Below are 25,351 nucleotides of genomic sequence, written 5' to 3'. Positions count from 1 at the left end.
TTAACGAACAGTCCTTGAAATTTCAATCCAGGCAGCCAAACCAGTGTCATAAATCAAATGCAAAGTAGCTCCATTATTCATGGTATGATCGCTCAAGTTATTGAGCAGAATAGTTCCGTTGATAACATCTACTTGAGGTCCGGCATTAATCAATATCAGCTCTTGGCCATTTTGTCCAGCCCCAATTGAATTGATAGTTCCTCCTCCGACCAACCTGACAATACGTGATGCTGGTGCCGGGAGTGCAGAAATAACCGTCTGATTTGTTCCAGGTGGCGGGGTGATAAACCGGCCGTTAACTACTGCCTGGCCAGTTACAGAAAGGGTTCCGCCAGACAATGCTCCTGTAGCGGTCACATTGACTCCTGCTGAGATATTGTTGGCGGCCGCAATATCAGTACCGGTGAGATTGCCCGAAGTCGTTATATTTCCGTCCGCTGTAATGGAACCTCCGATTCCAGAGTTGGAAATCTGAACGGCAGGGTTTGTACCTACCGGGTTCATGTTCACAAAAATGCCATTGCCAAGTGAAGAAGTGTGATTGACCACCAGGGCATCACCGTCTACTGCCTTGTCTACCTGCATAGAAGGGCCAGTGCCTGCACTTTGTGCAGCCAGGGCTGGGCCTGCATTTGTTGCTTCAATGTTTCTAAACCATCCCGCACGAGTTGAAACACCGGCTCCTCCTGAATTGGTGACTTGCATGGCATCGTTTATATTGCCGGAGTTGCCTTGGGTAAGCAGCAAGCCAAAACCTGAGTCAGCCTGGTGATTGATAATTATGCCATTTTGCCCAGTCTCTCCTGTCTTAGTTGAAACCTCCAATCTGCCTCCCGGCGCTGCGGTGCCAATTCCCACGTCGAAAGTTGTGTTGTTGGAAACACCATCACCAATGATAGCCGTTTGGGTTGTTGTAGCAACGGTGCCTGCACCGATGGCGATGCTCCGAATGGCATTTGCCTGCGCATTCTCTCCTATGGCAATGGCTCGGTTGCCTGAGGCGATGGCACTAGCACCAATCGCAACAGAACTGCTTCCTGCCGCATCTGCGTTATCACCCAGCACCACATTATTACTCCCATCACCAGAGACGTCTGCAAGGCGGCCAACCACCAGGTTATCAGACCCACCTACTAAACTCAGACCTCCGGAATGGCCTGCAACGACATTTCCATTTCCAACGGTCAACCCACTCCCTGATAAGTTTCCAAGCACAACATTTTGAACACCAGTGGTGATTGCAGCAGCTGCACTTGCACCACCTTTCTGGTTTTCGTTAGCGTCAATAATATAATTGCCAGCACCTGCCGGATTCCATGTCAAAGTTCCGGATCCGTCATTAGTTAAAGCGCCGGTACCTGTTCCGGTTGGCATAGTTAGTGTGTAGCTGGTGACACCAGAAGGAGCAATGATTGAAACCGCATTTAATCCAGTGTCGTCTTCCAGCTCAATGCGTCCTGGGGCTAACCCTGTTTGTCCAAATCTGGTAACCCCACGCATATCAATACCGCCACTTCCTGTTCCAGTGCCTGGCTCGATTCGCACATTGCCCCCATTTCCTGTTAAAGCATTTCCACCTCTTAATGTTAAAACTCCGCCATTGGCAGCTGCGAATTGCGTGTTTCCTGCAGCAACCTCTAAATCATCTCCCGCAGCAGTCAAATTGTCTCGAATCGCAATCTTTCTCGTTAAATTTTCTTCGAAAGCAATGTTTCCAGCCATTTGCAATGCTGTACCATTAGTGGTTGTATTCGCAAACCTTGCAGCCGGGCCAGTACCGACGTTGTCAAGATCGAATAGGGCGTTGATATCAGCAACAGAATTGGTGTACGGCAGGGCAAAGCTGCCTGGCTGCCAGGTTCCAATTCCAGTAGCATCGGAGGTAAGCACGTATCCGGCTGTGGGGCTGGTGGTTAGCTGTATATTACCTGACGTGATGATATTCTGTGTGCCGAAATCGGGAGTGATTTTGGTGCCTGCTATGGCTGCTGTGCCACTAATTTCGTTGTTGGTAATAGTTGTTGCCGCAATTTTCGTATTGTCAACGGCATTAGCTGCAATTGTGGCCACGCCAGTATTTGAAAGCGTCAAATCACCAGATACAGCAACACCGACTGGTACGTTAGATCCGTTACCAACAAAAATAAAGGCGTCATTTAAGGACCCTGCAGTATTGGTAGCTGGAACCCAGTTGGCTCCATCAAATTCAAGAATGTCGCCAGCAGCAGCTCCACCAGCGGTGATCAGGCCAGGAGCCACGGCGGCAACCGTTAACTCACTGCCCGATGTGCCATTACCTGTTATGCTGGTACCGTCACTGAGAGTCGCCGTGCTTTGGAGCACAGGAACCCAGTTGGCTCCGTCAAATTCTCTAGAATGTCGCCAGCAGCAGCTCCACCAGCGGTGATCAGGCCAGGAGCCACGGCGGCAACCGTTAACTCACTGCCCGATGTGCCATTACCTGTTATGCTGGTACCGTCACTGAGAGTCGCCGTGCTTTGGAGCACAGGAACCCAGTTGGCTCCGTCAAATTCTAGAATGTCGCCAGCAGCAGCTCCACCGGCAGCTATAGCGCCAGGGCTTACATTGCTCACGACAGTCGCTCCCTGACTCCCTGTAACATCACCTGCAAGTGCACCTGTAAAGTTGGTAGCTGTTACGTTGGTTAATCCGCTGCCATCACCTGAAAAGCTTGCGCCTGTTACTGCGCCTGTGGTTGTAATTGCTTGAGTGCCAAAGTTGGGAGCGATCTTGGTGCCGGCTATCGCAGCTGTACCACTTACGTCAATATTTGCGATAGTTCCATCGAGTATTTTTGTGCTGTTTACTGCATCATTGGCAATAACAGTCGCCCCCTGAGTCCCCGTAACATCGCCTGCAAGTGCACCTGTAAAGTTGGTAGCTGTTACGTTGGTTAATCCGCTGCCATCACCTGAAAAGCTTGCGCCTGTTACTGCGCCTGTGGTTGTAATTGCCTGATTGCCAAAGTTGGGAGCGATCTTGGTTCCGGCTATCGCAGCTGTACCACTTACGTCAATATTTGCGATAGTTCCATCGAGTATTTTTGTACTGTTTACTGCATCATTGGCAATAACAGTCGCTCCCTGAGTCCCCGTAACATCGCCTGCAAGTCCACCTGTAAAGTTGGTAGCTGTTACGTTGGTTAATCCGCTGCCATCACCCGAAAAGCTTGCGCCTGTTACTGCACCTGTGGTTGTGATTGCCTGAGTGCCAAAGTTGGGAGCGATCTTGGTTCCGGCTATCGCAGCTGTACCACTTACGTCAATATTTGCGATAGTTCCATCGAGTATTTTTGTACTGTTTACTGCATCATTGGCAATAACAGTCGCTCCCTGAGTCCCCGTAACATCGCCTGCAAGTCCACCTGTAAAGTTGGTAGCTGTTACGTTGGTTAATCCGCTGCCATCACCCGAAAAGCTTGCGCCTGTTACTGCACCTGTGGTTGTGATTGCCTGAGTGCCAAAGTTGGGGTTGATCTTAGTTCCTGCTATTGCCGCCGCCGCATTTACATCAGCATTCACCACACTAACGCCTGTTAAGCTGCCATAAGCCCCATCAAAATCATCCGAAGCATCAAGGTCAAGAGTCGGATTGGCAATCACAAGTGCTGTTGCGGTTGCCACATCAGAGGCAGTTTCACTTCCTACAAAATCAACCACCAAGCCAGTTCCAAAATCTCCACTCACATCGCCGCCGGAAGGCGTATCAGACAAAGTAAGATCGTCGCTGAAATCAGGGTCGATAAAGGGGTTGTTGATCACGAAAAAAGTGGCTGCACCAACATCAGCAGCCGCCTCACCCCCCACAAAGTCAACAACCAACCCAGTTCCAAAATCCCCGCTCACATCGCCGCCGGAAGGCGTATCAGACAAAGTAAGATCATCGCTGAAATCAGGATCAATTGAAGGGTTGTTGATCACAAAAAAAGTTGCAGCGCCAACATCAGCAGCCGCCTCACCCCCCACCTGATCCACCACCAGTCCCAGCGCAAAGCTTCCCGAAACATCGCCAGGGGCCGGAACAGCAGAAGTAGAAAGGTCATCGGTATTGTCCACATCCAAATTGGCCGGCACATCAGCCAGGTCGTTGAACGATCCGCTCGCAGCGATAGTCGCCAGGCCAGTTACTTGCGCTATGTCTATCACGCCTACTGAAAAAGGTGTTGTGTTTCCATCTCCCAAAATGGTCGTTCCGTCGCCTGCGGAGCTCCCCACTTCATCCACACCATCTGCAAAGCCAGCCGGTATATTGGTTAGCTCAGTCCAGTCGATGCCGTCTTTGATGGCATCAGGCACTGTTGGGTCAGTTTCAGCCAAAAGAAAGCCTGTGGCTGCCAAGTCCACCGAGTTGCCGTTTTGAATGGTAAGGTTGGTACCCGACACAGCAAGGGTTTGATTGTCAGTAACTGACAGGGCAATCCATCCGCTATTCAGCCAGAAGTAGAAAAGCCCCTGTTCATTGTCGTACACAAGCAAACCATTGGACTGGGCATTGAGCCCGCCCGCCATACTTGTTCTTTGCGCTGTGGTAAGTTGAGGAATGAGGAGCCCCTGGTCGCCGTTGGGGGAAACGAGGTGGAGCACTGCCCTTGGGTTGGGGTTTTCGGTATTTACACCGGCAGAAAAATTCTGTGCAGAAACAGTGCCTGATAGCAATAGTAGTATCAGCCCCACTGCTGCTTTTAGGTTAGGTCGAACAGCCATAATGAGTAAAACTTTAATAATTTAGCTTAGAGACAAACACTTCAAAAGTTCATACACCTGTTTGCCACAGCCAAAAGCGGTATAATGTATCCAAAAAAAGGTGGCGAATCGGTAAAGTTACCACTTATATTAAAATAACTCAAATAATTCTTGTATAAATTATATTTAACGCATTAATATCTTTCATAATGCTTTGATATGAGAACCTATTATGACAACTCAATGAAAGCTAAAATGCCATCACGAGATTTTTTAAAAATCCCCGCCTCAAAATTACTTTTTTTGGTGCTTATCATCAGCATTGCTTTTTTGTCGGATTGTAATGATACGAATGCAGACTACGAAGCCCCAAATATTATTGTTTCTACAGATATCGGCGGCAGCGACCCCGACGACTACCAGTCTCTTGTTCATTTGTTTCTCTACGCCGACCGCTTCAACCTCCTCGGCTTGATTAGCTCGCCCCCTGATGCCGGGAGAAAGGAACACATTGAGGAATCTATTGCTGCCTATGCAGTGGATTTTGAAAAGCTCAAAGAGCACTCAGTACTTTTTCCAACTCCTGAATACCTACTCAGCATCACCAAACAAGGAGCCACCGATTCACTTAAAACTGAAGTTCCCACAGAATTAAGTGACGGCGCCTCATGGATAATAGACAAGGCCAAAGAAAACGCTGGCCAGCCGCTGTACATCCTCGTGTGGGGATCAATAACCGATGTAGCCCAGGCAGTGCACCACGCCCCTTCTATAAAAAGCAACATAAGAGTGTACTCTATTGGATCGTGGAACACAGTGCAGGATCCAAAATCGAGAGATTACCTTTTTAATAACCACTCGGACCTGTGGTGGATTGAAAATAATACCACCTTCAGGGGCATGTACATGGGCGGCGACACCACCAATAGTATGGGCAATCTCACCTTTGTTGAAAGTCATTTGAAAGGCCATGGAGCATTAGGGGAATTTTTTTGGGAAAAGAAAAAGGACATCAAAATGGGCGACACACCATCGGTGCTCTATTTTCTCAATGGCGACATAGACAACCCGGAAGGAGAAAGCTGGGGAGGCTCATTTATTAAAACTGACCATGGCCCACACTACTGGACGGATAATCCTGCCGATTCGCTTATCGAAATCAATAGAGCCGGAGCAAAAACAGTGAACAAATTCAGACAGGCTTACCTGCGGGATTGGGCAGCTCGTATGGGTTGGTTGAAAGAGTAGAAGAACCAGACTTTTACCGTAGAATCGAAGCCATTTTAGAGAATGCATCAACAAGAAAATATTCAATATTTTCTTTCTATATTTCTATTCTATAAAATTTTATTTACCTGATAATCAACAACATAACTCTTTTACTCCCAACCCAGGCTGTTTTGAGCCGTTAGCATTGGGGAGATCATTTTATTTTCAACCAAAATTAAAAGCTATGTTAAGATTGATTATTGGACTGCTGATTATCGCATTGATTGCAGCAGTTTTGGGCTTTGGCGGGATAGCCGGAGCCGCAGCAGGTATAGCACAAATTGTGTTTTACATTTTCGTCGTACTATTGGTTATTTCATTGTTATTCCGACTCTTGCGGGGCATCTAGCAACGCTATAAAAAAAGGATGTGGTTGATGCCACATCCTTTTGATAAACCAATTTCAATTAAGCTTCAACTAAACCAACACCGGCTTCATCCTCGAGTCTTCGAATGATCTGGCGGTCGCCTCCATTATTTCAAAAGCTACTTCGGCCATCTTGTTTTCTGAATCCAGCGTTGGGTTGATTTCCACCATTTCCCAGCACAGCACCTTTGGGCTTTTCACCAGCTCAGTATTGATCACTTTTGCTTCCTCTACCGTCAATCCACCAGGCACGGGGGTGCCAGTACCCACCGACACAGAAGGATCAAGGCTGTCGACGTCAAATGACACATAAATCATGTCGCACTCCCGCAGTTGCTCAAGCGCCATGGCTGCTACTTTCTTCGGGCCATATTTTCTTACTTCCTCAGTAGTATAGTTACGCATACCATGTTTTTCAGCCAGATAGTCTTCAGGCGCTTCAGTGTCACGTTTTGAAATAAACACCACATCAGAAGGGTGCAGCTTAGGCCCCTCTACGCCGATTTTTTTGATCTCCTCCCAGATGTGGGCCACCTCGGCCGGCGGTTCGTTGGTTTGCACGTCCCGGTTGTCGGTGCCCAGTGCCATGGCCAACGGCATGCCATGCACATTGCCCGAAGGCGTAGTATAGGGTGTATGAAGGTCGGCATGGGCATCCACCCAAATCACGCCGAGTCTCTTGTCCGGAAATGCCTTTTTCACGCCTGCGATAGTGCCAAACGCCGTGCTGTGATCACCAGCCAGCACCATGGGCAGCTGACCAAACTCCAGCGCCTCACACACAGCATTGCACACTCTTTTTTCCACACCAATAATAGCGTTCACATACTTAGCCGAAGGTGAAATGAAGCCGGTGAACAATGGGCTGTTGTCGGTACGAACATTCACTGAATCGTACCTGGCAAAAAAATCTGACTGAAGATCGATGCTGGCAATTTTAACCGCATCGATGCCCAAACTGGCACCTCTTGTGCCTGCACCGAGTTCTGACTTAACTTCGATGAGCAAAATCTCTTTCATTATATAATGGGATTATGTTGTTTAAGCTTTGAAAACCAGTTAACGAACGCCTGTTGCTTTACGATGTCAAAAAAAGCAGACCTGCTTGGCGTTCCAGAATCAGGCAGGGCTAGTTATACGAAAAATGATAATAGGGCAGGTATATTCTGCACGGCAACGCTCTGACTCTGAGCGCCTGGTTGGGTTCCAGTTGTTTACCTATGTAACAAGACATAAAATTAGGGTAAGGATGTCAATATTATTCATCCACGGTGCAATTTAAGATATTTTCACCATCGAAATCACATCAATTATTAAATATTCGCAAAAACACGTAGGAAAATTGCGCATGTCACCAAAACTCAACCCATACCTTGAAAACCCTCAAAGCGCATCTGAAATGTTAATGTTTTCTTCATTTGCACTAATTGCCTGAAAAATAAGCGATTATATAAAAAAATAGCTGCTAGCCCAGATCATTTGGCAATACTGTTGTTAATGGCAGACCTATACCTTTATATTTGCTTTTCTGTGCCCTTTATAGCACGGCACCTGGTATATTAAATGTAATCAAGAACCGCACTGATTTAGATGAAAAGCTACTTCGATCTGATTGATCAGACCTTTGAATTCCCGACTGAAGAATTTAGAGTAGAAAACAATCAATTGTTGTTTAACGAAGTGAACCTGATGGATGTCATAGAACAATATGGCACGCCTCTCAAGCTCACTTATCTCCCGAAAATCAGTGAACGAATACAGTACGCCAAAGAAATTTTCAATAACGCCATAGCTAAACACAAGTACGGAGGCAAGTATACTTATTGCTATTGCACCAAGTCCTCGCACTTTTCATTTGTGTTGGAGGAAGCCCTTAAAAACGACATTCACATCGAAACGTCGTCTGCTTATGACATTCCTATCGTTAGGAACCTGTTTGAGAAAGGCAAGATTTCTAAAGACACCTTTGTGGTTTGCAATGGCTTCAAAAGGCCGCTTTACACTGAGTATGTTACCGACCTGATCAACGACGGTTTCAAAAACTGTGTGCCCATTCTTGACAACCTGGGAGAGCTTGATAAATACGAATCGGGCGTGACAGTTGATGAGTTTCAAATCGGCATCCGGGTGGCTGCTGATGAGGAGCCGAACTTTGCGTTCTACACCTCCCGCCTTGGCATCAGGTACAACAACATCATCGACTTTTACAAAAACAGGATCAAGGACGGTAAGTCGAAGGCGAAGCTCAAAATGCTTCACTTCTTCATTAATACCGGCATAAAAGACACTGCTTACTACTGGTCGGAGCTCAGCAGGTTCATTTACATGTACTGCGAGCTAAAAAAGACCTGCCCCGAACTCGACACTATCGACATAGGCGGCGGTTTCCCTATAAAAAGCTCGTTGGCGTTTGAATTCGACTACCCCTACATGGCCGAGCAGATCGTTGAAAACATTCAGTGGATTTGCAATAAGAACAATGTGCCGGTACCCGATATCTTCACTGAATATGGCTCGTTTACCGTAGGCGAAAGCGGTGCCACGATCTACTCAGTGCTTGACCAAAAGCTACAAAACGACAAGGAGCTTTGGTACATGATGGACGGCTCATTCATTACTCACCTGCCTGATGTGTGGGGATTGAACCAAAAATACATCATGCTGCCCATCAACAACTGGGACAACAACTTCCACAAAGTAAACCTCGGCGGCCTTACCTGCGACAGCATGGACTACTACAACTCAGAGGCGCACACTTCGGAGGTGTTCCTGCCTGTGATTGAAGACGACGAAACGCTTTTCTTCGGGTTCTTCCACACGGGAGCCTACCAGGAGGCCCTGGGTGGATACGGGGGCATTCAGCATTGTCTGATTCCCGCTCCCAAACACATCATCATCGACAGAGACCAGAGAGGAACAGTAACAACCAAACTTTTCAGAGAAGAGCAGGAAAGCGACAGCATGCTGAAAATACTTGGCTACAAGTAAGTAACTGAGTTCCTTCCACGGCGTTCTATTTCAGAATAATACTAGTTACCGCTTCCAAAAGGCTGCTTACACAGGCGTCAGCAGAATGAAACCTTTCTACTGCCCCAATGCCAACAGTGTGCATTCCCAGCTTTCTGGCGGGCACCAGGTCCCGGTCGTTGTCGCCCACCATCCATGATTGCTGCGGGTCAACGTTATACAAAGCAAGTGCCCTTTCAAAAAGCAGGGAGTCAGGCTTCCTGCCAAGCGATTCTGAGATCGGAGGGTAGTGGGGTGCATAAAAAACATCATCGATAAGACCGGGCAATTCCTTATGCATCTTTGCATGGCATGCCTCTACGTCCTCTTTTGTGTAGATGCCTTTGGCAATTCCAGCCTGGTTGGTGATAACAACAGTTACGTAACCGTTCTTTTTTAAAATTTCTAAAGCCTCTTTCACTCCCGCCTCGATGGTAAAGTCCTCAGGCTTAAAGGTATACTTGCCCCTTTCGACGTTAATTACTCCATCCCTATCTAGAAATATGGCTTTGTTCATAAACTGACTCTGGTATTTAATCGTTAAAAAAGCGGCAAATTCACTTTATATATTCAAGAAACGAAATGGTTTTAATATGTTTGGCGTTCACTAGCAAAAACTGTGAATAAAGGCTTAGTCATTATCCCAACTTACAACGAAAAAGAGAACGTCGCTCTTATGATCGAAGCGGTGTTTGATTTACCCATGCAGTTTGACCTGCTTATCGTGGATGACGGCTCTCCGGATGGCACCGCAGCCATCGTTAAGCACATGCAGAGTATTTGGCCGGACAGACTTCATATTCTGGAAAGAGAGGGCAAGCACGGGCTTGGCACCGCCTATATAGCCGGATTTCAATATGGGTTGGATAAGGGCTACGAATACATGTTTGAAATGGACTGCGATTTCTCTCATGACCCTAAAGACCTTGCGAAGCTTTTTAACGCCTGCGACAAGGATGGCTTTGATGTTGCCATTGGCTCAAGGTATGTAGATGGGCTGGTGAATGTGGTCAACTGGCCGATAAGCCGGGTAATGATGTCTATTTTCGCCAGTTTATATGTTCGTTTCATTACCGGTATACCTGTGTCAGACACTACTGCGGGCTTCAAATGCTACCGCCGGCATGTGCTGGAGACTATTCCCTTCAATAAAATCAAGTTCGTTGGTTACGCTTTCCAGATCGAAATGAAGTTCACTGCCTGGAAATATGGCTTCAAAATTAAGGAGATTCCGATCATTTTCACCGACCGAAGCCGTGGAGAATCCAAAATGACCCGGGGCATTTTTCAGGAAGCTGTTCTGGGCGTGCTGCAAATGAGGATTTATAGCCTTTTCAGGAAATACCTGCGGGTAGAAGCTTAGTCAAACTTAATAGCAGCAATAGGTCTGATGTTGATAATGACTGTTGTCGGAATAAACAACGTGAGGTTCACTACCACAAAAGTGAGGATATTTACCAACACAATCGCCCACCAGTCCCAATAGATAGGCACGTAGTGCATGTAGTAGCTGGCAGCATCAAGTGGTATGATGTGAAATTGACTTTGAAGCAGCCCCAACCCACCGGCAATTACATTGCCCCATAGCATCCCCCTGGCAATGAGCCGCATGCCATTCCACGAAAAAATTCGCCTTACCGTCAGGTCGGTGGCCCCGAGGCCTTTCAGCACCCCAATCATGTTTGTGCGCTCCATAATGAGGATGAGAAGAAAAGACACCATGTTGAAGCTGGCAACAAAAAGGATGAGCACCAGAAAAATGGCCACATTCCTGTCCAGCATCTGCAGCCATTCAAATATTTGAAAGTACTTATTATCAGCTGTATCAGCATACAAATCCGAGTCCAGCACATCGTACATTTCATTTTCAGCGGCTTCCATGTCGGAAGGGTCACGCAAAAACACCTCATAGCCACCTACTAAAGAGTCGGGCCAGTTGTTGAGGCGTTGTACCAGGCCCAAATCCCCTAAAATCATCCTGTCGTCGAAGTCTTCGAGGCCTGTTTCATAAATGCCTGCAATCGACAACCTTCTGAACCTGGGAGGATTTTGCACCACATACATGATCACTTCATCACCAATATCCTTCTCCAACTTGTCTGCTATTCTTTGGCTCAATAGCACTTCAAGAGAGTAACTACTGTCAGAAAAATGCGGAAAATGACCTTTTACAAGGCTTGGTGTAAACCTGGTTGAATCAAAATCTTTCGTCACTCCCTTGAACACCACACCCAAAACGGCTTCCTCAGTTTTAAGAATCCCCATCTTGTAGCCAATAGGCTGCACGTGAGAAACAAAGTCATATTCCTTCCAGTGAGTGTAAAAGTCAGACGTAAGGCTTATTGGGGGCTCGTCAAAATTGTTGGATTTCAAGGTGTACCTTGAAATCTGCATGTGCCCCGCAAAACCATATATCTTGTCAACGATCGTAGTCTGAAAGCCCCTCAGGATCAAAAAAGCCACTAAAGCGCTGGCCAGGCCTACAGCAATGCTCGCTATAGCGATCCTGCCAATAGAGGCCGAAAATGACCCTTCATGGTCTTTGTTTATTCGCTTCGATATAAAGTAGGAAAGATTCAAAAATGATTAATTTTGCCAGCGGAATTAGTTTCGACCCTCACAAAAATAAAGACATGCCTCACATTTACACTATGATTAGGATTGCATTTTTTACCATTATGCTGACTGCCTGCGGCTCTGATGCGGCAAAACAAGAAGATAAGAAGGCCGTAGTGGAAGAGGTAGCTGATTCTCAGATAAAAGTTGGCGCAGCGCAGATGGAAGAATACTTGCCACTTCTGCAAAATAAAAACGTGGGTATGGTAGTGAATCACACCACTATGCTAGGGGAAACGCACCTGGTTGACTCGCTGCTAAGCAGAGGGATTGCTATCAAAAAGATATTTGCGCCAGAGCATGGTTTTAGAGGCGACACCCCCGCCGGGGACAAGGTGGGAAATGAAGTCGACTCGAAAACAGGAATCCCCATCCTCTCCCTCTATGGCAGCCACAACAAACCTACAAAGGAAGATCTTTCAGGCCTTGATGTAGTGATTTTTGACATTCAGGACGTAGGGGCCAGGTTCTACACCTATACCAGCACCATGAGTTATGCCATGGAAGCCTGCGCAGAAAACGGTTTGCCATTTATAGTGCTTGACAGGCCCAACCCACTGGGCAATGTAATTGACGGACCGGTTTTGGAAGAAGCCCAAAAGTCATTTGTGGGCCTCCACCCCATTCCTATTGCCTATGGCCTTACCATGGGCGAGCTAGCCACCATGATCAACAACGAGGGGTGGCTGGAAAATAGCGTTAAAGCCGACTTGCAAGTGATCAGGCTGGCGAATTGGACACATAGCAGCTCTTATAATCTGCCTGTAAGCCCGTCGCCCAATCTACCAACCGATCATTCCATCGCCTGGTATCCGTCTATCTGCCTTTTTGAGGGCACGATGATGAGCCTGGGCAGAGGTACTCATTTTCCCTTTGAAGTATTGGGCTACCCTTCGCCTGAGTTTGGCGACTTTCAATTTACTCCCGTTCCAATTCCGGGCATGTCGATGGATCCAAAACATCAGGACAAACTTTGCTATGGTATCGACATGAGGCAAGCTCCCGTACCCAATGCCGTGGATCTTTCCTATCTCATTTCATTTTACAAGAAAACGCCAGCCGACTCCAGTTTTTTCAACAACTACTTCGCCCTTCTGGCGGGAACTCCTGACCTTCGTAAACAAATTGAGCAAGGAATGAGTGAGGCTGAGATCAAAGCCACCTGGCAGGAAAAGCTTAATGCATACAAGCAGATAAGAAAGAAACATCTGTTGTATGATGATTTAGAATAAACAGCCTTCATGACAAAGGATCTTCGAATAGTATTTATGGGTACGCCAGAATTCGCCGTACCAAGTCTTGATATTTTAGTAGCCAATGGGTGGAATATTGTTGGGGTGATTACAGCACCTGACAAGCCTCAAGGGAGGGGTAAAAAGTTGGGTGTGTCGGCTGTTAAGGCCTATGCTGAAGAAAAGGGACTCAATATCCTGCAACCAACCAACCTTAAGTCGCCAGAATTCATTGCGGAGTTGAAGGCATTGGATGCCAACCTGCAAATAGTAGTTGCCTTCCGCATGCTGCCCGAAATAGTATGGCAAATGCCGGCTTTAGGCACTTTCAACCTGCATGGATCGCTTTTGCCCAAATACCGTGGCGCAGCACCCATCAACTGGGCTATTATCAACGGCGAGAAAGAAACGGGTGTCACTACTTTTTTTCTGAAACACGAAATTGATACTGGCGATATCCTTTTTCAGGAAAAAGAACCGATAAGCGATGAGGACAACGTTGGCACAGTGTATGAAAGACTCATGAATAAGGGAGCCGCACTGGTGTTAAAAACAGTCGAAGCCATTGCAGAAGGCAACTACAAGGAAAAGCCGCAGGAAGTTTTCGAAGACACGCCTACGGCACCAAAAATATTCAGAGAAACCTGTGAGATCAATTTTGAACAACCGACGGAGCAGGTGGTTAACTTCATCAGAGGCCTATCGCCCTACCCCACCGCCTGGACAACCCTAATGGGCAAAACTGTGAAAGTTTACAAAGCACGAAAAATCAACCAAAAGGGCGAAAAAGAAATGCTGAGTGACAGCAAGACGTACCTCTATCTAAAAACCGCAGATGGGTATATCTCCATCGAGGATTTGCAGATGGAAGGCAAGAAAAGAATGGACATTGAAGAATTTCTCAGAGGCAATAGAATATGATCATATCCCAAATAGTAGCAGTCTCCCGGAATGGTGTCATCGGCAATGACTATAAAATGCTGTGGCATATGCCCAAGGACTTCAGGTACTTCAAGGACCAAACCATGGGTCATCATGTGCTCATGGGGAGGAAAACCTTCGAGTCGCTTGGTAAAATTCTCCCTGGCAGAACGTTTATTATTGTAACAAGAGACAAAAACTTCAGCCTGGAGGGCGCCCATGTTGTTGATTCTATAGAAAAAGGCATAGCGTTAGCCAAAGCAGCCGGAGAAGAAGAGCTTTATATCATTGGCGGGGGGGAAGTCTACAAGCAAACACAGCCTATTTCCGACATCCTTTATATCACAGAAATTGATGTAATTGTGGAGGGAAATGTGAAATATCCTCTTCCTGACACACACATTTGGAAAGAAGTTAGTCGAAAAGACATGTCCTCTGACGAAAAAAATCCTTATAATTATTCATTCACCCAGTGGAAAAAAAGAAAGTAGCGTATGGCTGAGGTAAAAGGCAAAGTAGTGTGGATCACAGGTGCATCTTCAGGAATTGGGGAGGCGATTACCTATGAAATGGCCAGAAGGGGAGCGAAACTTATTCTGTCGGCTCGCCGCCAGGAAGAACTGGAAAGGGTGAAAGCTGCTTGTGTAGCAACTGTGCAAGGCCTGGCTGAGGAAAATGTTAAAATACTGACAGTCGACCTGGCCAATGCAGCAAGTCTTGAAGCCAAAGCTAAAGAAGCGGAAGCTATGTTTGGTGTGGTCGACGTGCTTGTAAACAACGGCGGCATCAGTCAGCGCTCACTGGCCAAAGACACCCAATTGGATGTTGATCGCAAGGTAATGGAGGTCAATTATTTTGGAGCCATTGCCCTTTCAAAGGCGCTGCTACCCGGCATGATCAGCAGAAAAAACGGGCACCATGTAGTGATCTCCAGTGCTGTGGGTATCATCAGCTCGCCTTATCGAACAGGGTATGCGGCCAGCAAACATGCCTTGCATGGCTTCTACGACGGGCTCCGGGCAGAACTGCACGACGATGGCATTAAAGTGACCATCATCTGTCCTGGGTTCATCCGGACGCAGATTTCCGTCAATTCTGTTACCGGCGACGGCGGGAAATTCAATGAGATGGACGACGCTCAGGCAAATGGCATTGCGCCCGAAGCGGCGGCAAGGACGATTGTGAAAGCAGTGGAAAAAGAAAAGGAAGAGGTGTACATAGGAGGAGTCAAAGAAGTGGGAGGTATTTATGTGAAGCGGTTTTTCCCTTCTCTCTTCTCACAGATAGTGCGAAAAGTAAAGGTGCGTTAGCAGCTTAAGAAATGAGGGTAAGCCATTGGTGTAAAGTGTTGTTACCGGGCAGCTTTTTGCTGCTCATGGTCTTATGGCCATTGGCGAGCAGTGCCCAACCCAGCAGAAAATACCAACTACCGTCGGGTAAATCAGCGGCTGACATCCAGTCTGATCAGCTCATCATTAAATTCAAAGACGGCAGCTATTCAACAGGCGGCAGGACGTTACAAGCCGCTCCCGATATTGCCCCATCCAATATTGGCCAGAAGATACCGATAAAGGAGCTGAAGGCACTCGATCCTGCATCCAATTCAAACGCAAGGACGCTCCAGCGGCCAAGCAAATACCTGGCTAACATGTACAAAGTTGAGTTGGCAGAGGGCAATGTGCTGGAAACGATCAACGAATTACTTCGGTATGACAATGTGCTTTATGCCGAGCCGGTTTTCAAAGAGCAGCTCTTTCTGATACCCAACGACCCGGACGCCGCCACAGCAAGCCCCAAGCAGCCCTATCTCTCGTCTATCAAAGCCTATGATGCCTGGGGGATTACGACTGGCGACTCTACCATTGTCATTGGCATTATTGACACCGGAGCAGACTATACCCACGAGGACTTAAACAAAAATATCTACCTGAACACAAATGACCCTATCGACGGTGTCGACAACGACGGGAACGGTTACGTAGACGACTACCGTGGCTGGGACTTCGCCAACAGAGATAGTGACCCCAAATCAGATTTTGGAGACCACGGCACACACGTTTCCGGTTTATCGTCAGCCAGAACCAACAATGCCAAAGGAATGGCCGGAACGGGCTTCAAGTCTAAGTTTGTGCCATTGAAGGCCTTTAAAACGGAAGACAATACTTCATTCGGTACTTACGAAGCTATTATCTATGCGGCTAACCAGGGCATGGACGTTGTCAATCTTAGCTGGGGTTCGGCGGGGAATTATAGCCAGGCGGCGCAAGACATTATTAACTATACTGTGCTCGAAAGGGATGTGGTGGTAGTGGCTGCCGCCGGCAACACCAATGCCGAGCTTACCTTTTACCCGGCCAGTTATGACAACGTATTGTCTGTAGCTGCTTCCACCAATGACGGCACCAAGTCTTCCTTCGCTACCTATAGCTACTATGTCGACCTGGTAGCTCCCGGTACAGCCGCCTATTCAACCAGAAACAACAGTACCTATGGCACCGCAGATGGTTCATCGTTCTCTTCTCCTCAGGTGGCAGGTGCAGCTGCTTTACTCAGATCGTATTTCCCGAAATACTCTGCCCCCCAAATAATGGAGCAGTTGCGTATCACCGGCACATCTGTAGACGGGTTGGCAGGCAATGCACTGTACAAAGGTCTACTAGGCCGGGGCATGCTCAACATGTACAGCGCCCTGACTGATACGCTTTCCCCTTCCGTGCGTTTGGCGAAAGATTCTTTATACACCCAGGCCGGGCAGAAGGTCTTTTTTGGCGACACGGTACACTATGAGCTGGAAGCTATAAACTGGCTCAAGCCTGCCTCTGGTCTGGAGATTACACTAGAACCATTGAGTAATTTAGTGACATTAAGCAGCAACGCCTGGACTACCCCCTACCTGGCCACATTTGATACTACCACCTACGCTTTTTCTGCTATTCTGGATGAAAATACTCCTCCTGGTTCCAGGGTCATTTTCAAAGCCAAAGTCAAAGCTTCTGGTTACAACGACACCCAATATTTTGAGTTCACCACGCACCCTGATTCGACCACTACCTCGTCTTCCAATCTATCACTTACCATTAACTCGAAAGGAGACCTTGGCTACACAATGGACTCTCTAAAAGCAGGCAATGGGGTGAAGTTTCAAAATATTAGTGTGGCAAGCCATGCTGGGTTTCTCCTCGGTAATAGTGATACAACATTAGCTGACAACGTTGCCAATAACCTCATATACGGAACGAGGAACAATGATTTCTCCGTTAACAAGCACCTCAAGTTATTCGGCGGAACAGTTGCCGACAATTACTACGAAAACAGCTTTACAGCAAGCCTGACTGAAGTTCTATCAACTCTCGTAGAGCAGAAAACGCTGTCTTGGGATTCTGCTGATGACCGAAATTTCCTAATCACTGAATATCGGATCACAAACACCTCCTCTGATGCCATCGAGAACCTTCATGCCGGACTCTTCGCCAACTGGAACATCGGCGTCGGCGACAATAACCGCACTGAATGGGTCGACTCTCTAAGACTTGGAGTTACCTACATTGACGAAGACAATATCTATGGCGGGATAGCCCTGCTCACAAACAATACTCCAACTTTTTATGCAGCCGACATCGATAACCTGAACGAAAACATAGCCGTAACCGACTCGCTGCTTTCGGATTCGCTCAAGTTTGCCTGGCTGAGTGCAGAAATGGTCAAAACAACTGCCGGCCAAAGTGGAGCAGGCAATAACACTGCTCAAATGAATGGTGTGAAGATCGGGAACCTTGGCGCCTTTAAGAGTGAAAAAGTAGCTTTTGCATGGATTACTGCCGAGTCAAAAAATGGGCTCATTACTGCCGTGCAGCGAGCCCGCCTCAGGTATGGTGAATTCCAAAACAAACCGAGAACCATTGCGACAGTTTTGGCCTGCAAGGATTCTCCGGTTACCATCAGCCTGTCCGGTGGTACTTCATTTGATTTCTTTGCCGACGCCGGAGCCACAGACACGCTGCTGATTCACGGAAATAACTACCTGACAGATACCATCAAATCACCCGCCACCTTCTTCGTGCGAAACGCTGACAACAACTACACTGGCGACTTGTTTTCTGTGCAAGTTAATATGGACGGCCTCGACGCCAATTTCAGCGTTAGCTCAGACACTGTTCTGCTTGAGCCAGGTGTTAACCCCACCATCAGCCTCGCCAGCCAAAGCGAAAAAGCAGTGAGCTGGGCCTGGGACTTTGGCAATGGTTCCCAAAGCACTTTAGAAAATGCTCAGGCAAAATACAACCAGCCTGGCACCTATGACATAACACTAACAACGAGCAGCAAAGCAGGGTGTGTTTCCAACTCCACTAAAGCTGTTTTGGTGGCTAACAGAGCTCCACAGCCGGTCATCGATGCTATAGTAATTTGCGCAAATGCCTCCGCAACTATTCAGGCTGCAAATGCCACAAAAATAAAAGTCTATACCGATTCGACTAGCAAGGCCGCAGTCTTCGAAGGTGCCTTTTTCACCTCCGGTCTGCTTGATAAAGACACTTCGTTCTACGTGGCTAATGCAGACAGCCTTTTTGAAAGCCGCAAGGTACTGGTCTCTGTACAGCTGAATCAACCCATGGTTGACTTCACCTATCTCCCTGATACTACTCAGCTCGAATCGGCGATCCTTCTGGTCAATCAAAGCTCCAATGCCGTTGGCTACCAATGGTATTTAGCGGATAGCCTCATAGGAGACACGATGAATAGCCAGTTGATTTTGGCAGAGCAAACCGAAATTACCGTCAGGCTGGTGGCCAGCAACGAACAGGGATGTACTTCATCAATTTCAAAACTACTGAGCTTCACCAAGTCGGAGCTGCCGTTGGTGTCCGATAGCCCGGTTTGCCCCGGCGAAAACTTCACCCTGGTGCCGGAAAACGGGAGCAACTTTCTTTTTACCTCAGCAAACACCGGGGAGCCACTGCACAAGGGAAGCAGATTCGATGTTTTGAACGTGACGGACACTGTGAAGCTAATTGTAAAAGGGATCGACTCTATTATAGAAAGTGACCCTGTTGAAGTTTCAATTTACCCTTACGACTTCTCTGCCGACTTCCTTATTGAGCCGGAAGTCCTCATCCTGAAAAAACAAAGAACTGCCACTTTTACAAGCCTGTCGCCAGGCGCTACTTCGTGGGAATGGGTGATCAACGGAAGCCTGATAGACATTTCCCAGCAGCCCCTGCTAGCATTCGATTCCGCTGGGATTTATGACGTGATGCTGATAGCCCACAATGAAGAAGGCTGTGCGGATTCTGTGTCGATGGCCTACCAGGTATTGGAAGTAACTGGGGTTGAAACTGCAGCGGACATCTTCAATTTATTCCCAAATCCGGCAAGTGAGACCATAGCTATTAAACTTCTCAAGCAGCAAAATGACGCTGTTATATCCATCATCAATATGGCTGGGCAGGAGGTTCTTAGTCGCTCCTTGGATACCAGCCCGGAACAGTCTGTTGAAATAGCAATCAGTTTGCTGCCAAAAGGTGTTTACACCATCCGTCTGTCAACTCCTTCGCAAAGCTGGCAACAGCGACTCATCAAAAAATAAGCTGATCGGTTCTCTAAAAGGTAGTTTTGCTTTTTATATTTTTAGATTAGCCTAAATTAATTTTATTGTATTTGAAAATTTAACGAGTATATTTGTCTAATAATTAATAAAGGTTGGTCGAAATGCAATTAACTAGGTCGTTATGCTTTTTATGTTTGTTTTGCCTTGTCCTAAATGGCTGCCAGGGGATCATTCCTGAAGCACCCGAAGAAAACACACTGCTTGATGGGCCTGTAGAAGGCCTTTCCAATTCTGAGCGAAAAAGATTCCTTAACGGTGATTTTGCCTTTAACGCAGAAGTATTCTCGTCTGCTAACGGGCTTGGCCCCTTATTTGTCGCCACATCTTGCGGGAGCTGTCACGCCGGAGATGGCAAAGGGCACCCCTTTACAACCCTTACTCGCTTTGGTCAATCAGCACCGGGCGTCAACCCGTTCATTGGAAAAGGCGGGCCACAGTTGCAAAACAGGGCCGTGCCAGGGTATGAGCCAGAGCAGCTTCCTGATGGAGTCGCATTCTCCAGATTTACTCCACCCGCCAATACTGGCCTCGGATTCCTTGAAGCTTTGACAGATGCGCAAATTCTTGCCAATGCTGACCCCGACGATAGCGACGGAGACGGAATTTCGGGCGTGCCCAACTACATCGCTCCTCCGCCCTACTTTCAGCCTGGCGCAACGCATGCAGCTGTTGACGGCAAGTACATTGGCAGGTTCGGGAAAAAGGCCGCAGCCATTGACCTTCTTCATCAAACCGTAAACGCTTATAACCAGGACATCGGCGTTACTACTACCTTCGAGCCAGTTGACCCACACACGCACCTGCCTACCGATCCGGAAGTGTCTGATCAGGTCGTTCACGATTTGGTGTTCTATCTTCAAACGCTCAAGGAGCCCATACCCCGGGCGAGCTCTGATGCTGACGTGGTGAAAGGCAAAGCGCTGTTTTCGTCAATTGGATGTGCCAGTTGCCATATTCAAGAGTGGACAACCCCGGAAACAAATATCAAAGCGCTTTCCAACAAGAAATTCTACCCTTACACGGACCTGCTCCTGCACGACATGGGACCCGGGCTTGATGATGGTTACACAGAAGGCTCCGCTGAAACCTACGAATGGCGTACACCGCCTCTTTGGGGATTGGGGCTTTCACCCAATTCCCAGGGCGGTAACTATTTTCTGCTTCACGACGGTAGGGCAAAAAGCATCGAAGAGGCTATCCTGCTACATGGCGGTGAGGGGCAATTCAGTAAAACGCAGTTTGAGTTGCTGGTCAAAGAAGACAAAGAGGCTATCCTCAAATTTCTTAAATCACTGTAGCCATGGATAGAAAAAAATTCATCAAAACATGTGGCATTGGCTGTATGGGTATGCTTGGAGGCCTAAGCCTTCTGCAAAGCTGCGCCGGAACAAAATACGTTACCGGACAGATAACAGGGTCATCTTTGCTGGTTCCCCTCTCCTCTTTTGAAGAAGAGAAAAAGGGAGAGAAGGCATTCAGAGGGTATGTGGTGGTGCAAAATGAAAAGCTGGAATATCCGATCTGTGTTTACAGGTTCTCGGATACCGACTTCAGTGCCGTACTCATGCGATGCACACATCAGGGAACAGAATTGCAAGTGTTTGGTGACAGGCTCCAGTGCCCCGCCCACGGGAGCGAATTCTCCAGTACCGGAGCTGTACAAAACGGCCCGGCAGACAAAAACCTGAGAAGATTCCTCATTGACAAGGAGAATGACATGCTAAAAATTGACCTCTCATGAAATCAATTTTCATTACCCTGATATTTTTCAACCTAAGTTTAGCTGTACAAGCCCAAATAGACAGCACTTTATTGCGGCGGTCAACGGTTGATACCACAATGGCCAAAGGAATGAACATGGACGCCGTTTACAACAGGCCGTTTCTTCAGATGGGGAAAATGCCCGTTTCTCTTGGTGGGTATGTCGAAGCCGACTACCAGTACATGGGTGAAGACGGTGTGACTGACGGGCACACGTTCCGCATACCAAGAATGACATTATTTGTTGCATCCACTATTCATAGAAAGATTAAGTTTCTATCGGAGCTAGAGTTGGAGGAAGGTGGCAAAGAAATTTCCATAGAATTTGCAGCCATGGATTTTAGTTTTCATCCTCTTGTAAATCTACGTGGAGGCGTGGTAATGAATCCGATTGGTGCCTTCAATCAAAATCACGACGGCCCAAAATGGGAGTTTGCGGATCGGCCGATTGCCATGACCCAAATGCTGCCGGCTACCTGGAGTAATGTCGGCTTTGGAATTTATGGCAAACAGTATGTGAATGACTGGGCATTTGGCTACGAAACTTATGTAACCAACGGCTTCGACGATTCCATTATTAGCAATACTGAAAACAAAACTTTCCTGCCTGCTTCAAAGGCAAGTAAAAAAAGGTTTGACGAAAGCAGCAATGGGCAGCCTTTGGTTACCGGCAAGTTTGCAATAAGACACAATATGGTAGGAGAAATCGGCTTGTCATACATGGGTGGTATTTTTAACAAGTTTCAGGAGGATGGCCTTATTCTCGACGACAAAAGGCTCCTTGACGTGTTGGCCGTCGACGTCAACACTACGCTGCCATTTAGCAAAACGTTTATTGTGGGAGAGTGGGCCTGGGTGATGATAGATGTGCCCGAAACCTATAGTCAAACTTACGGCAACAAGCAGAGAGGTGGCTTTATTGACGTAGTGCAGCCCGTGCTAAGTCAGCCAATGCTGGGATTCAGCAATGCGGTACTAAATATTGCCTGTCGGCTGGAGTACGTCGATTGGAATACGGGAAAGTTTCAGGAGACGGGAGGCAATATCTCAGAGCATCTTTGGGCTATTGTGCCGGCTTTGAGCTTCCGGCCTACTGCACAAACTGTGATAAGAGCCAACTACCGGTACATGCAACAGACAGACTTGCTGGGCAACCCCCCAACGCTTATTAGCGGCATCCAGCTTGGTGTGTCAAGTTATTTTTAAAATAACTTCCCTCAGGGATTCAACCGGAGGGAAGTGAGCTGATGGGCTTATTCAAGGTGCAGCATGAAACATATGCGTTGATACAGCGATTCTGTTCCATGCGTTGATGGCAATAATATGGGCAATTAGCTGTGCTATTTCATGGTCATTGAAGTGCCTGGAAGCTTCCTGGTACGTAGCCTCAGACAATCCCTTGTCAGCAATAAGTGTAACTTCATCAGTGACCGCCAGGGCAGCCTTTTCTGCATCGGAAAATAAAGGTGACTCCCACCAGGCACTCAGTGCATAAATTCGGTATTCGCTTTCCCCACCCTTTCTTGCATCCACAGTATGAATTTGCAGGCAGTAGGCACACCCGTTGATCTGCGATACTCTTATTTTGATAAGTTCTTTAAGCCCGGCAGCGATGCCTGTCGAGGCTTCGTATTTTCCCAGCCCGAACATCGCCTGATAAAAGCCCGGCTCAAGGTCTTTGATACTAATTCGTTGTTTCATTTGTTCAGTTATTTATTGCTAGAGATTTGTTCGATTGAAGCTGACAAAGCCCGTCGGACTCAACTTCAAAGGTGAGGTTCATCAGATTGTACACATGCTCGCTGGTCACCATCCAGGCGATGGCAAGCATTTGTTCATCAGAATAGTGGCTTCTGCAATTATTGTAGGTGTCATCGTCAACCCTTTTATGCAGAGTCATTTCCGTGGCAAACCTGAGCGCTACCCGCTCCTTGTCTGAAAACAGAGGTGACCCTTCGAAGTCATTTACGGTAAAAAATTTCTCCTGGTCTTTAAACCGCTGCATGGCATGTGCCTGTCCGATGTCGATGCAGAAATGACAACCGTTTAGTTGAGCTACATGAATCCTCAGGACTATCCTCAGCTCCAGGGGAATTGGTAGCTTGTTCTCAAGGCTGGAGATTTTTCCGCTCCAGGTGCCAAAAGCAATTGGCATGCGTGAGTAAATCTTCTTCAGGGGAGTAATCACTTTCCCAAAGGTTCTTTTGGAGTACCAGAAGGCGATTCTGAGCATCAGCCCTCCAGGCTTTTCGATGGGTGTTAATCTTTCTGACATAAGCTTTTTTCCTTATGTCTGAAGCACCCCCGATTTGTGACAATTATTTTAGCTGAATTTTATCCGGGTTTCTTATTATGTAGATATTTTCTACGCTATCGCCTGTCATCGAAAGATATGAAACAGAATACGGCTCACCGCCGGCAAAGGTGACAAAAGCTGGGGCACCATTGACGGTTGCCTGCCTTAATTCTACGTTGAAAGGCAAGCTCTTTCTAAAAATGCCCAGTAAAAACTTCGCCACTGTTTCAGGCCCGTGAAGCGAATTGACTGCGGCTTTGACTTTACCTCCTCCGTCGGAATAGAGGGCAACGTCATCCTTCAGAAGTGTTTCAAGCTGCTTTGTATCTCCCTCAGTACATGCCTTCAAAAAACTTTCTACCAATTGTCGGGCTGCATTACCTCCTGGTCTCTTTTGGCTGTTCATGCCCTTTTGGTTGGCTTTCTTACTTCCCCGATGAAGCACCTGCCTGACGTTTTCCTCACTCAGGCCAAACAGTTGACTCAAATCAGCAAAGGAATATTCGAAAGCTTCCCGCAACACAAACACGCCACGTTCTACCGGCGTAAGCTTTTCGAGCGCAACCATAGCCTCATAACTCATCACACCTTCATCCGTAACTGTGGGGAAAGAAAAATCTACAACAGGTTCAGGCAGCCAGGTGCCGAAATAGCTCTCCCGGGCCTTTTGTAAAGCCTTCAAACGGTCAATAGCTTTATTGGCCACCACTCTGGTGAGGTATGATTTCGTATTGTGAACATCAAGTTCCCGCTTTTTCAAAAAAGATTCAAAAGCATCCTGAACAATGTCCTCAGCTTCCGGTATTTCGCCGAGGATGTTGTATGCCACTGAAAAGAGGTAGGGTTTAAGCTGCGCAAAAATTGTACTGCTGTCCTCACCTCCCTCAAACCGGCTAACGTAAGGCCTCTGGTTAAAACGGGGACTTGCCATGTCGACAAAGTTAGTGCAATTCTTATTTCTACTTTTCCTTCCAAAAATTTTTCTTAGCTTAAATGAGGAAACAATACTATCTAATGGAGGAAGATAAAAACGAGCTAACCCCCGAAGAAAAAATTCGGAAGGAAAACGACCTTCTCAAGTTAAAGATGATGGCAGAACAAGGAGCCAAATTTTTTGAAGGTTCAGAGACAGAGCTGAGCCCCACGATAGAAAATGAATGGCTTAACTACATTCAAAACTTCGAGGAGTTGCACAAAAACGCTAAAAAAATTTCTGTCTACAAACTCATTGGTGAGCCGACTTTCGAAGCCGAAGCGAATCTTGACGATGCCTCAATTACCAAAAAACTCAACGAGCTCCTTGAGTACATGGGCGAGCATGGCGTTTGCCTCGACTACATGGATGGCTATGATGACCGTGTTATTTACAAGTTTATCGTCGATGAGCTATTCCGTTATGAAATGGACGATGTTCGTATGGATGGCATGGTGAGCCACTTTATCTATGAACCTGAGTTCGATTAATAAAACGTTGAAATATTGGGGAGGAAAAATAGATAAAACCAGTGCGCTTGTTTATATTTAAGTATCTGACATTCAAAGATATACAAGCAAAGCACATGGTTCTATCTGACA

At 47.1% G+C, this 25,351-nt stretch carries 21 protein-coding genes; 13 read left to right on the top strand and 8 right to left on the bottom strand.

Annotated features, from left to right (window positions below; translation table 11 throughout):
• Positions 1-2,343 carry a hypothetical protein gene (locus tag GC130_RS24130; protein WP_152000936.1) on the bottom strand — a complete coding sequence of 781 codons (2,343 nt, stop codon included), beginning with the start codon at positions 2,341-2,343 and terminating at the stop codon, positions 1-3.
• Positions 2,301-4,724 carry a hypothetical protein gene (locus GC130_RS24125; protein WP_152000935.1) on the bottom strand — a complete coding sequence of 808 codons (2,424 nt, stop codon included), beginning with the start codon at positions 4,722-4,724 and terminating at the stop codon, positions 2,301-2,303. Before GC130_RS24125 ends, GC130_RS24130 begins: the two co-directional genes overlap by 43 nt.
• A gap of 198 nt (positions 4,725-4,922) precedes the next feature.
• On the opposite strand from GC130_RS24125, the gene GC130_RS24120 reads away from it, so the two are divergent.
• Both GC130_RS24120 and GC130_RS24115 read left to right on the top strand, forming a co-directional pair.
• Positions 4,923-5,951, top strand: a complete 1,029-nt coding sequence (locus tag GC130_RS24120) for a DUF1593 domain-containing protein (RefSeq protein WP_201568516.1) — start codon at positions 4,923-4,925, stop codon at positions 5,949-5,951.
• A 205-nt stretch (positions 5,952-6,156) separates the two neighbouring features.
• Positions 6,157-6,321, top strand: a complete 165-nt coding sequence (locus tag GC130_RS24115; RefSeq protein WP_152000934.1) for a DUF1328 family protein — start codon at positions 6,157-6,159, stop codon at positions 6,319-6,321.
• 69 nt (positions 6,322-6,390) lie between these two features.
• On the opposite strand, the gene rocF is transcribed toward GC130_RS24115, so the two are convergent.
• A complete protein-coding gene (gene rocF, locus GC130_RS24110; protein WP_193217982.1) occupies positions 6,391-7,359 on the bottom strand; it encodes an arginase in 969 nt (322 codons plus the stop codon).
• Between the two features lie 570 nt (positions 7,360-7,929).
• Here rocF and GC130_RS24105 point away from each other — a divergent pair.
• A complete protein-coding gene (locus tag GC130_RS24105; RefSeq protein WP_152000932.1) occupies positions 7,930-9,327 on the top strand; it encodes an arginine decarboxylase in 1,398 nt (465 codons plus the stop codon).
• A 25-nt stretch (positions 9,328-9,352) separates the two neighbouring features.
• Here GC130_RS24105 and GC130_RS24100 read toward each other — a convergent pair whose 3' ends face one another.
• The gene (locus GC130_RS24100) at positions 9,353-9,862 is read right to left on the bottom strand and encodes an HAD-IIIA family hydrolase (RefSeq protein ID WP_152000931.1); all 510 of its coding nucleotides are present in this window, start codon (positions 9,860-9,862) and stop codon (positions 9,353-9,355) included.
• A gap of 102 nt (positions 9,863-9,964) precedes the next feature.
• On the opposite strand from GC130_RS24100, the gene GC130_RS24095 reads away from it, so the two are divergent.
• Positions 9,965-10,708, top strand: a complete 744-nt coding sequence (locus GC130_RS24095) for a polyprenol monophosphomannose synthase (RefSeq protein WP_152000930.1) — start codon at positions 9,965-9,967, stop codon at positions 10,706-10,708.
• Here the strand turns inward: GC130_RS24095 and GC130_RS24090 are convergent.
• Positions 10,705-11,925 (bottom strand): ABC transporter permease, encoded by a 1,221-nt coding sequence (locus GC130_RS24090; protein WP_152000929.1) that lies wholly within the window; start codon positions 11,923-11,925, stop codon positions 10,705-10,707. The two genes, GC130_RS24095 and GC130_RS24090, sit on opposite strands and share 4 nt — an antisense overlap.
• 71 nt (positions 11,926-11,996) lie before the next feature.
• On the opposite strand from GC130_RS24090, the gene GC130_RS24085 reads away from it, so the two are divergent.
• The 8 genes from GC130_RS24085 (at position 11,997) to GC130_RS24050 (ending at position 22,686) form a co-directional block, all read left to right on the top strand.
• The gene (locus tag GC130_RS24085; RefSeq protein WP_226940596.1) at positions 11,997-13,193 is read left to right on the top strand and encodes an exo-beta-N-acetylmuramidase NamZ domain-containing protein; all 1,197 of its coding nucleotides are present in this window, start codon (positions 11,997-11,999) and stop codon (positions 13,191-13,193) included.
• Positions 13,194-13,202: 9 nt separating this feature from the next.
• Complete coding sequence (gene fmt / locus GC130_RS24080; RefSeq protein ID WP_152000928.1) at positions 13,203-14,114, top strand: methionyl-tRNA formyltransferase; 912 nt, start codon at positions 13,203-13,205, stop codon at positions 14,112-14,114.
• Positions 14,111-14,605 carry a dihydrofolate reductase gene (locus tag GC130_RS24075; RefSeq protein WP_152000927.1) on the top strand — a complete coding sequence of 165 codons (495 nt, stop codon included), beginning with the start codon at positions 14,111-14,113 and terminating at the stop codon, positions 14,603-14,605. The genes fmt and GC130_RS24075 overlap by 4 nt, the downstream gene beginning before the upstream one ends.
• Before the next feature lie 3 nt (positions 14,606-14,608).
• A complete protein-coding gene (locus GC130_RS24070; RefSeq protein WP_152000926.1) occupies positions 14,609-15,424 on the top strand; it encodes an SDR family oxidoreductase in 816 nt (271 codons plus the stop codon).
• 11 nt (positions 15,425-15,435) lie between these two features.
• Positions 15,436-19,698, top strand: a complete 4,263-nt coding sequence (locus GC130_RS24065) for a S8 family serine peptidase (protein WP_152000925.1) — start codon at positions 15,436-15,438, stop codon at positions 19,696-19,698.
• Positions 19,699-19,853: 155 nt separating this feature from the next.
• Positions 19,854-21,017 carry a di-heme oxidoredictase family protein gene (locus GC130_RS24060; RefSeq protein WP_226940595.1) on the top strand — a complete coding sequence of 388 codons (1,164 nt, stop codon included), beginning with the start codon at positions 19,854-19,856 and terminating at the stop codon, positions 21,015-21,017.
• 2 nt (positions 21,018-21,019) lie between these two features.
• Positions 21,020-21,460 carry a ubiquinol-cytochrome c reductase iron-sulfur subunit gene (locus GC130_RS24055; protein WP_152000923.1) on the top strand — a complete coding sequence of 147 codons (441 nt, stop codon included), beginning with the start codon at positions 21,020-21,022 and terminating at the stop codon, positions 21,458-21,460.
• Positions 21,457-22,686, top strand: a complete 1,230-nt coding sequence (locus GC130_RS24050; RefSeq protein WP_152000922.1) for a hypothetical protein — start codon at positions 21,457-21,459, stop codon at positions 22,684-22,686. Before GC130_RS24055 ends, GC130_RS24050 begins: the two co-directional genes overlap by 4 nt.
• Positions 22,687-22,737: 51 nt before the next feature.
• On the opposite strand, the gene GC130_RS24045 is transcribed toward GC130_RS24050, so the two are convergent.
• The 3 genes from GC130_RS24045 to GC130_RS24035 are packed head-to-tail and all read right to left on the bottom strand — an operon-like array spanning position 22,738 to position 24,707.
• On the bottom strand, positions 22,738-23,181 hold the full coding sequence (locus tag GC130_RS24045) for a carboxymuconolactone decarboxylase family protein (protein WP_152000921.1): 444 nt from the start codon (positions 23,179-23,181) through the stop codon (positions 22,738-22,740).
• Between the two features lie 4 nt (positions 23,182-23,185).
• A complete protein-coding gene (locus GC130_RS24040; RefSeq protein WP_152000920.1) occupies positions 23,186-23,755 on the bottom strand; it encodes a carboxymuconolactone decarboxylase family protein in 570 nt (189 codons plus the stop codon).
• 43 nt (positions 23,756-23,798) lie between these two features.
• Entirely contained in the window at positions 23,799-24,707 is a 909-nt protein-coding gene (locus GC130_RS24035) for a sigma-70 family RNA polymerase sigma factor (RefSeq protein ID WP_152000919.1), read from the bottom strand.
• A 62-nt stretch (positions 24,708-24,769) separates the two neighbouring features.
• On the opposite strand from GC130_RS24035, the gene GC130_RS24030 reads away from it, so the two are divergent.
• Positions 24,770-25,240 carry a hypothetical protein gene (locus tag GC130_RS24030; RefSeq protein WP_152000918.1) on the top strand — a complete coding sequence of 157 codons (471 nt, stop codon included), beginning with the start codon at positions 24,770-24,772 and terminating at the stop codon, positions 25,238-25,240.
• Positions 25,241-25,351: the final 111 nt, after the last annotated feature.

The organism is Imperialibacter sp. EC-SDR9, from assembly GCF_902498805.1.
Classification (GTDB): domain Bacteria; phylum Bacteroidota; class Bacteroidia; order Cytophagales; family Cyclobacteriaceae; genus Imperialibacter.
This window is presented reverse-complemented; position numbering and strand designations above follow the sequence as displayed.

Excerpts from the sequence above, each read along its gene's own strand:
- GC130_RS24045 (WP_152000921.1), bottom strand. The coding sequence starts at position 23,181 with ATGAAACAACGAATTAGTATCAAAGACCTTGAGCCGGGCTTTTATCAG.
- GC130_RS24115 (WP_152000934.1), top strand. The coding sequence starts at position 6,157 with ATGTTAAGATTGATTATTGGACTGCTGATTATCGCATTGATTGCAGCA.
- fmt (WP_152000928.1), top strand. The coding sequence starts at position 13,203 with ATGACAAAGGATCTTCGAATAGTATTTATGGGTACGCCAGAATTCGCC.
- GC130_RS24065 (WP_152000925.1), top strand. The coding sequence starts at position 15,436 with ATGAGGGTAAGCCATTGGTGTAAAGTGTTGTTACCGGGCAGCTTTTTG.
- GC130_RS24125 (WP_152000935.1), bottom strand. The coding sequence starts at position 4,724 with ATGGCTGTTCGACCTAACCTAAAAGCAGCAGTGGGGCTGATACTACTA.
- GC130_RS24055 (WP_152000923.1), top strand. The coding sequence starts at position 21,020 with ATGGATAGAAAAAAATTCATCAAAACATGTGGCATTGGCTGTATGGGT.
- GC130_RS24050 (WP_152000922.1), top strand. The coding sequence starts at position 21,457 with ATGAAATCAATTTTCATTACCCTGATATTTTTCAACCTAAGTTTAGCT.
- GC130_RS24105 (WP_152000932.1), top strand. The coding sequence starts at position 7,930 with ATGAAAAGCTACTTCGATCTGATTGATCAGACCTTTGAATTCCCGACT.
- GC130_RS24035 (WP_152000919.1), bottom strand. The coding sequence starts at position 24,707 with ATGGCAAGTCCCCGTTTTAACCAGAGGCCTTACGTTAGCCGGTTTGAG.
- GC130_RS24100 (WP_152000931.1), bottom strand. The coding sequence starts at position 9,862 with ATGAACAAAGCCATATTTCTAGATAGGGATGGAGTAATTAACGTCGAA.
- GC130_RS24075 (WP_152000927.1), top strand. The coding sequence starts at position 14,111 with ATGATCATATCCCAAATAGTAGCAGTCTCCCGGAATGGTGTCATCGGC.
- GC130_RS24040 (WP_152000920.1), bottom strand. The coding sequence starts at position 23,755 with ATGTCAGAAAGATTAACACCCATCGAAAAGCCTGGAGGGCTGATGCTC.
- GC130_RS24030 (WP_152000918.1), top strand. The coding sequence starts at position 24,770 with ATGAGGAAACAATACTATCTAATGGAGGAAGATAAAAACGAGCTAACC.
- rocF (WP_193217982.1), bottom strand. The coding sequence starts at position 7,359 with ATGAAAGAGATTTTGCTCATCGAAGTTAAGTCAGAACTCGGTGCAGGC.
- GC130_RS24085 (WP_226940596.1), top strand. The coding sequence starts at position 11,997 with ATGATTAGGATTGCATTTTTTACCATTATGCTGACTGCCTGCGGCTCT.
- GC130_RS24070 (WP_152000926.1), top strand. The coding sequence starts at position 14,609 with ATGGCTGAGGTAAAAGGCAAAGTAGTGTGGATCACAGGTGCATCTTCA.
- GC130_RS24120 (WP_201568516.1), top strand. The coding sequence starts at position 4,923 with ATGAGAACCTATTATGACAACTCAATGAAAGCTAAAATGCCATCACGA.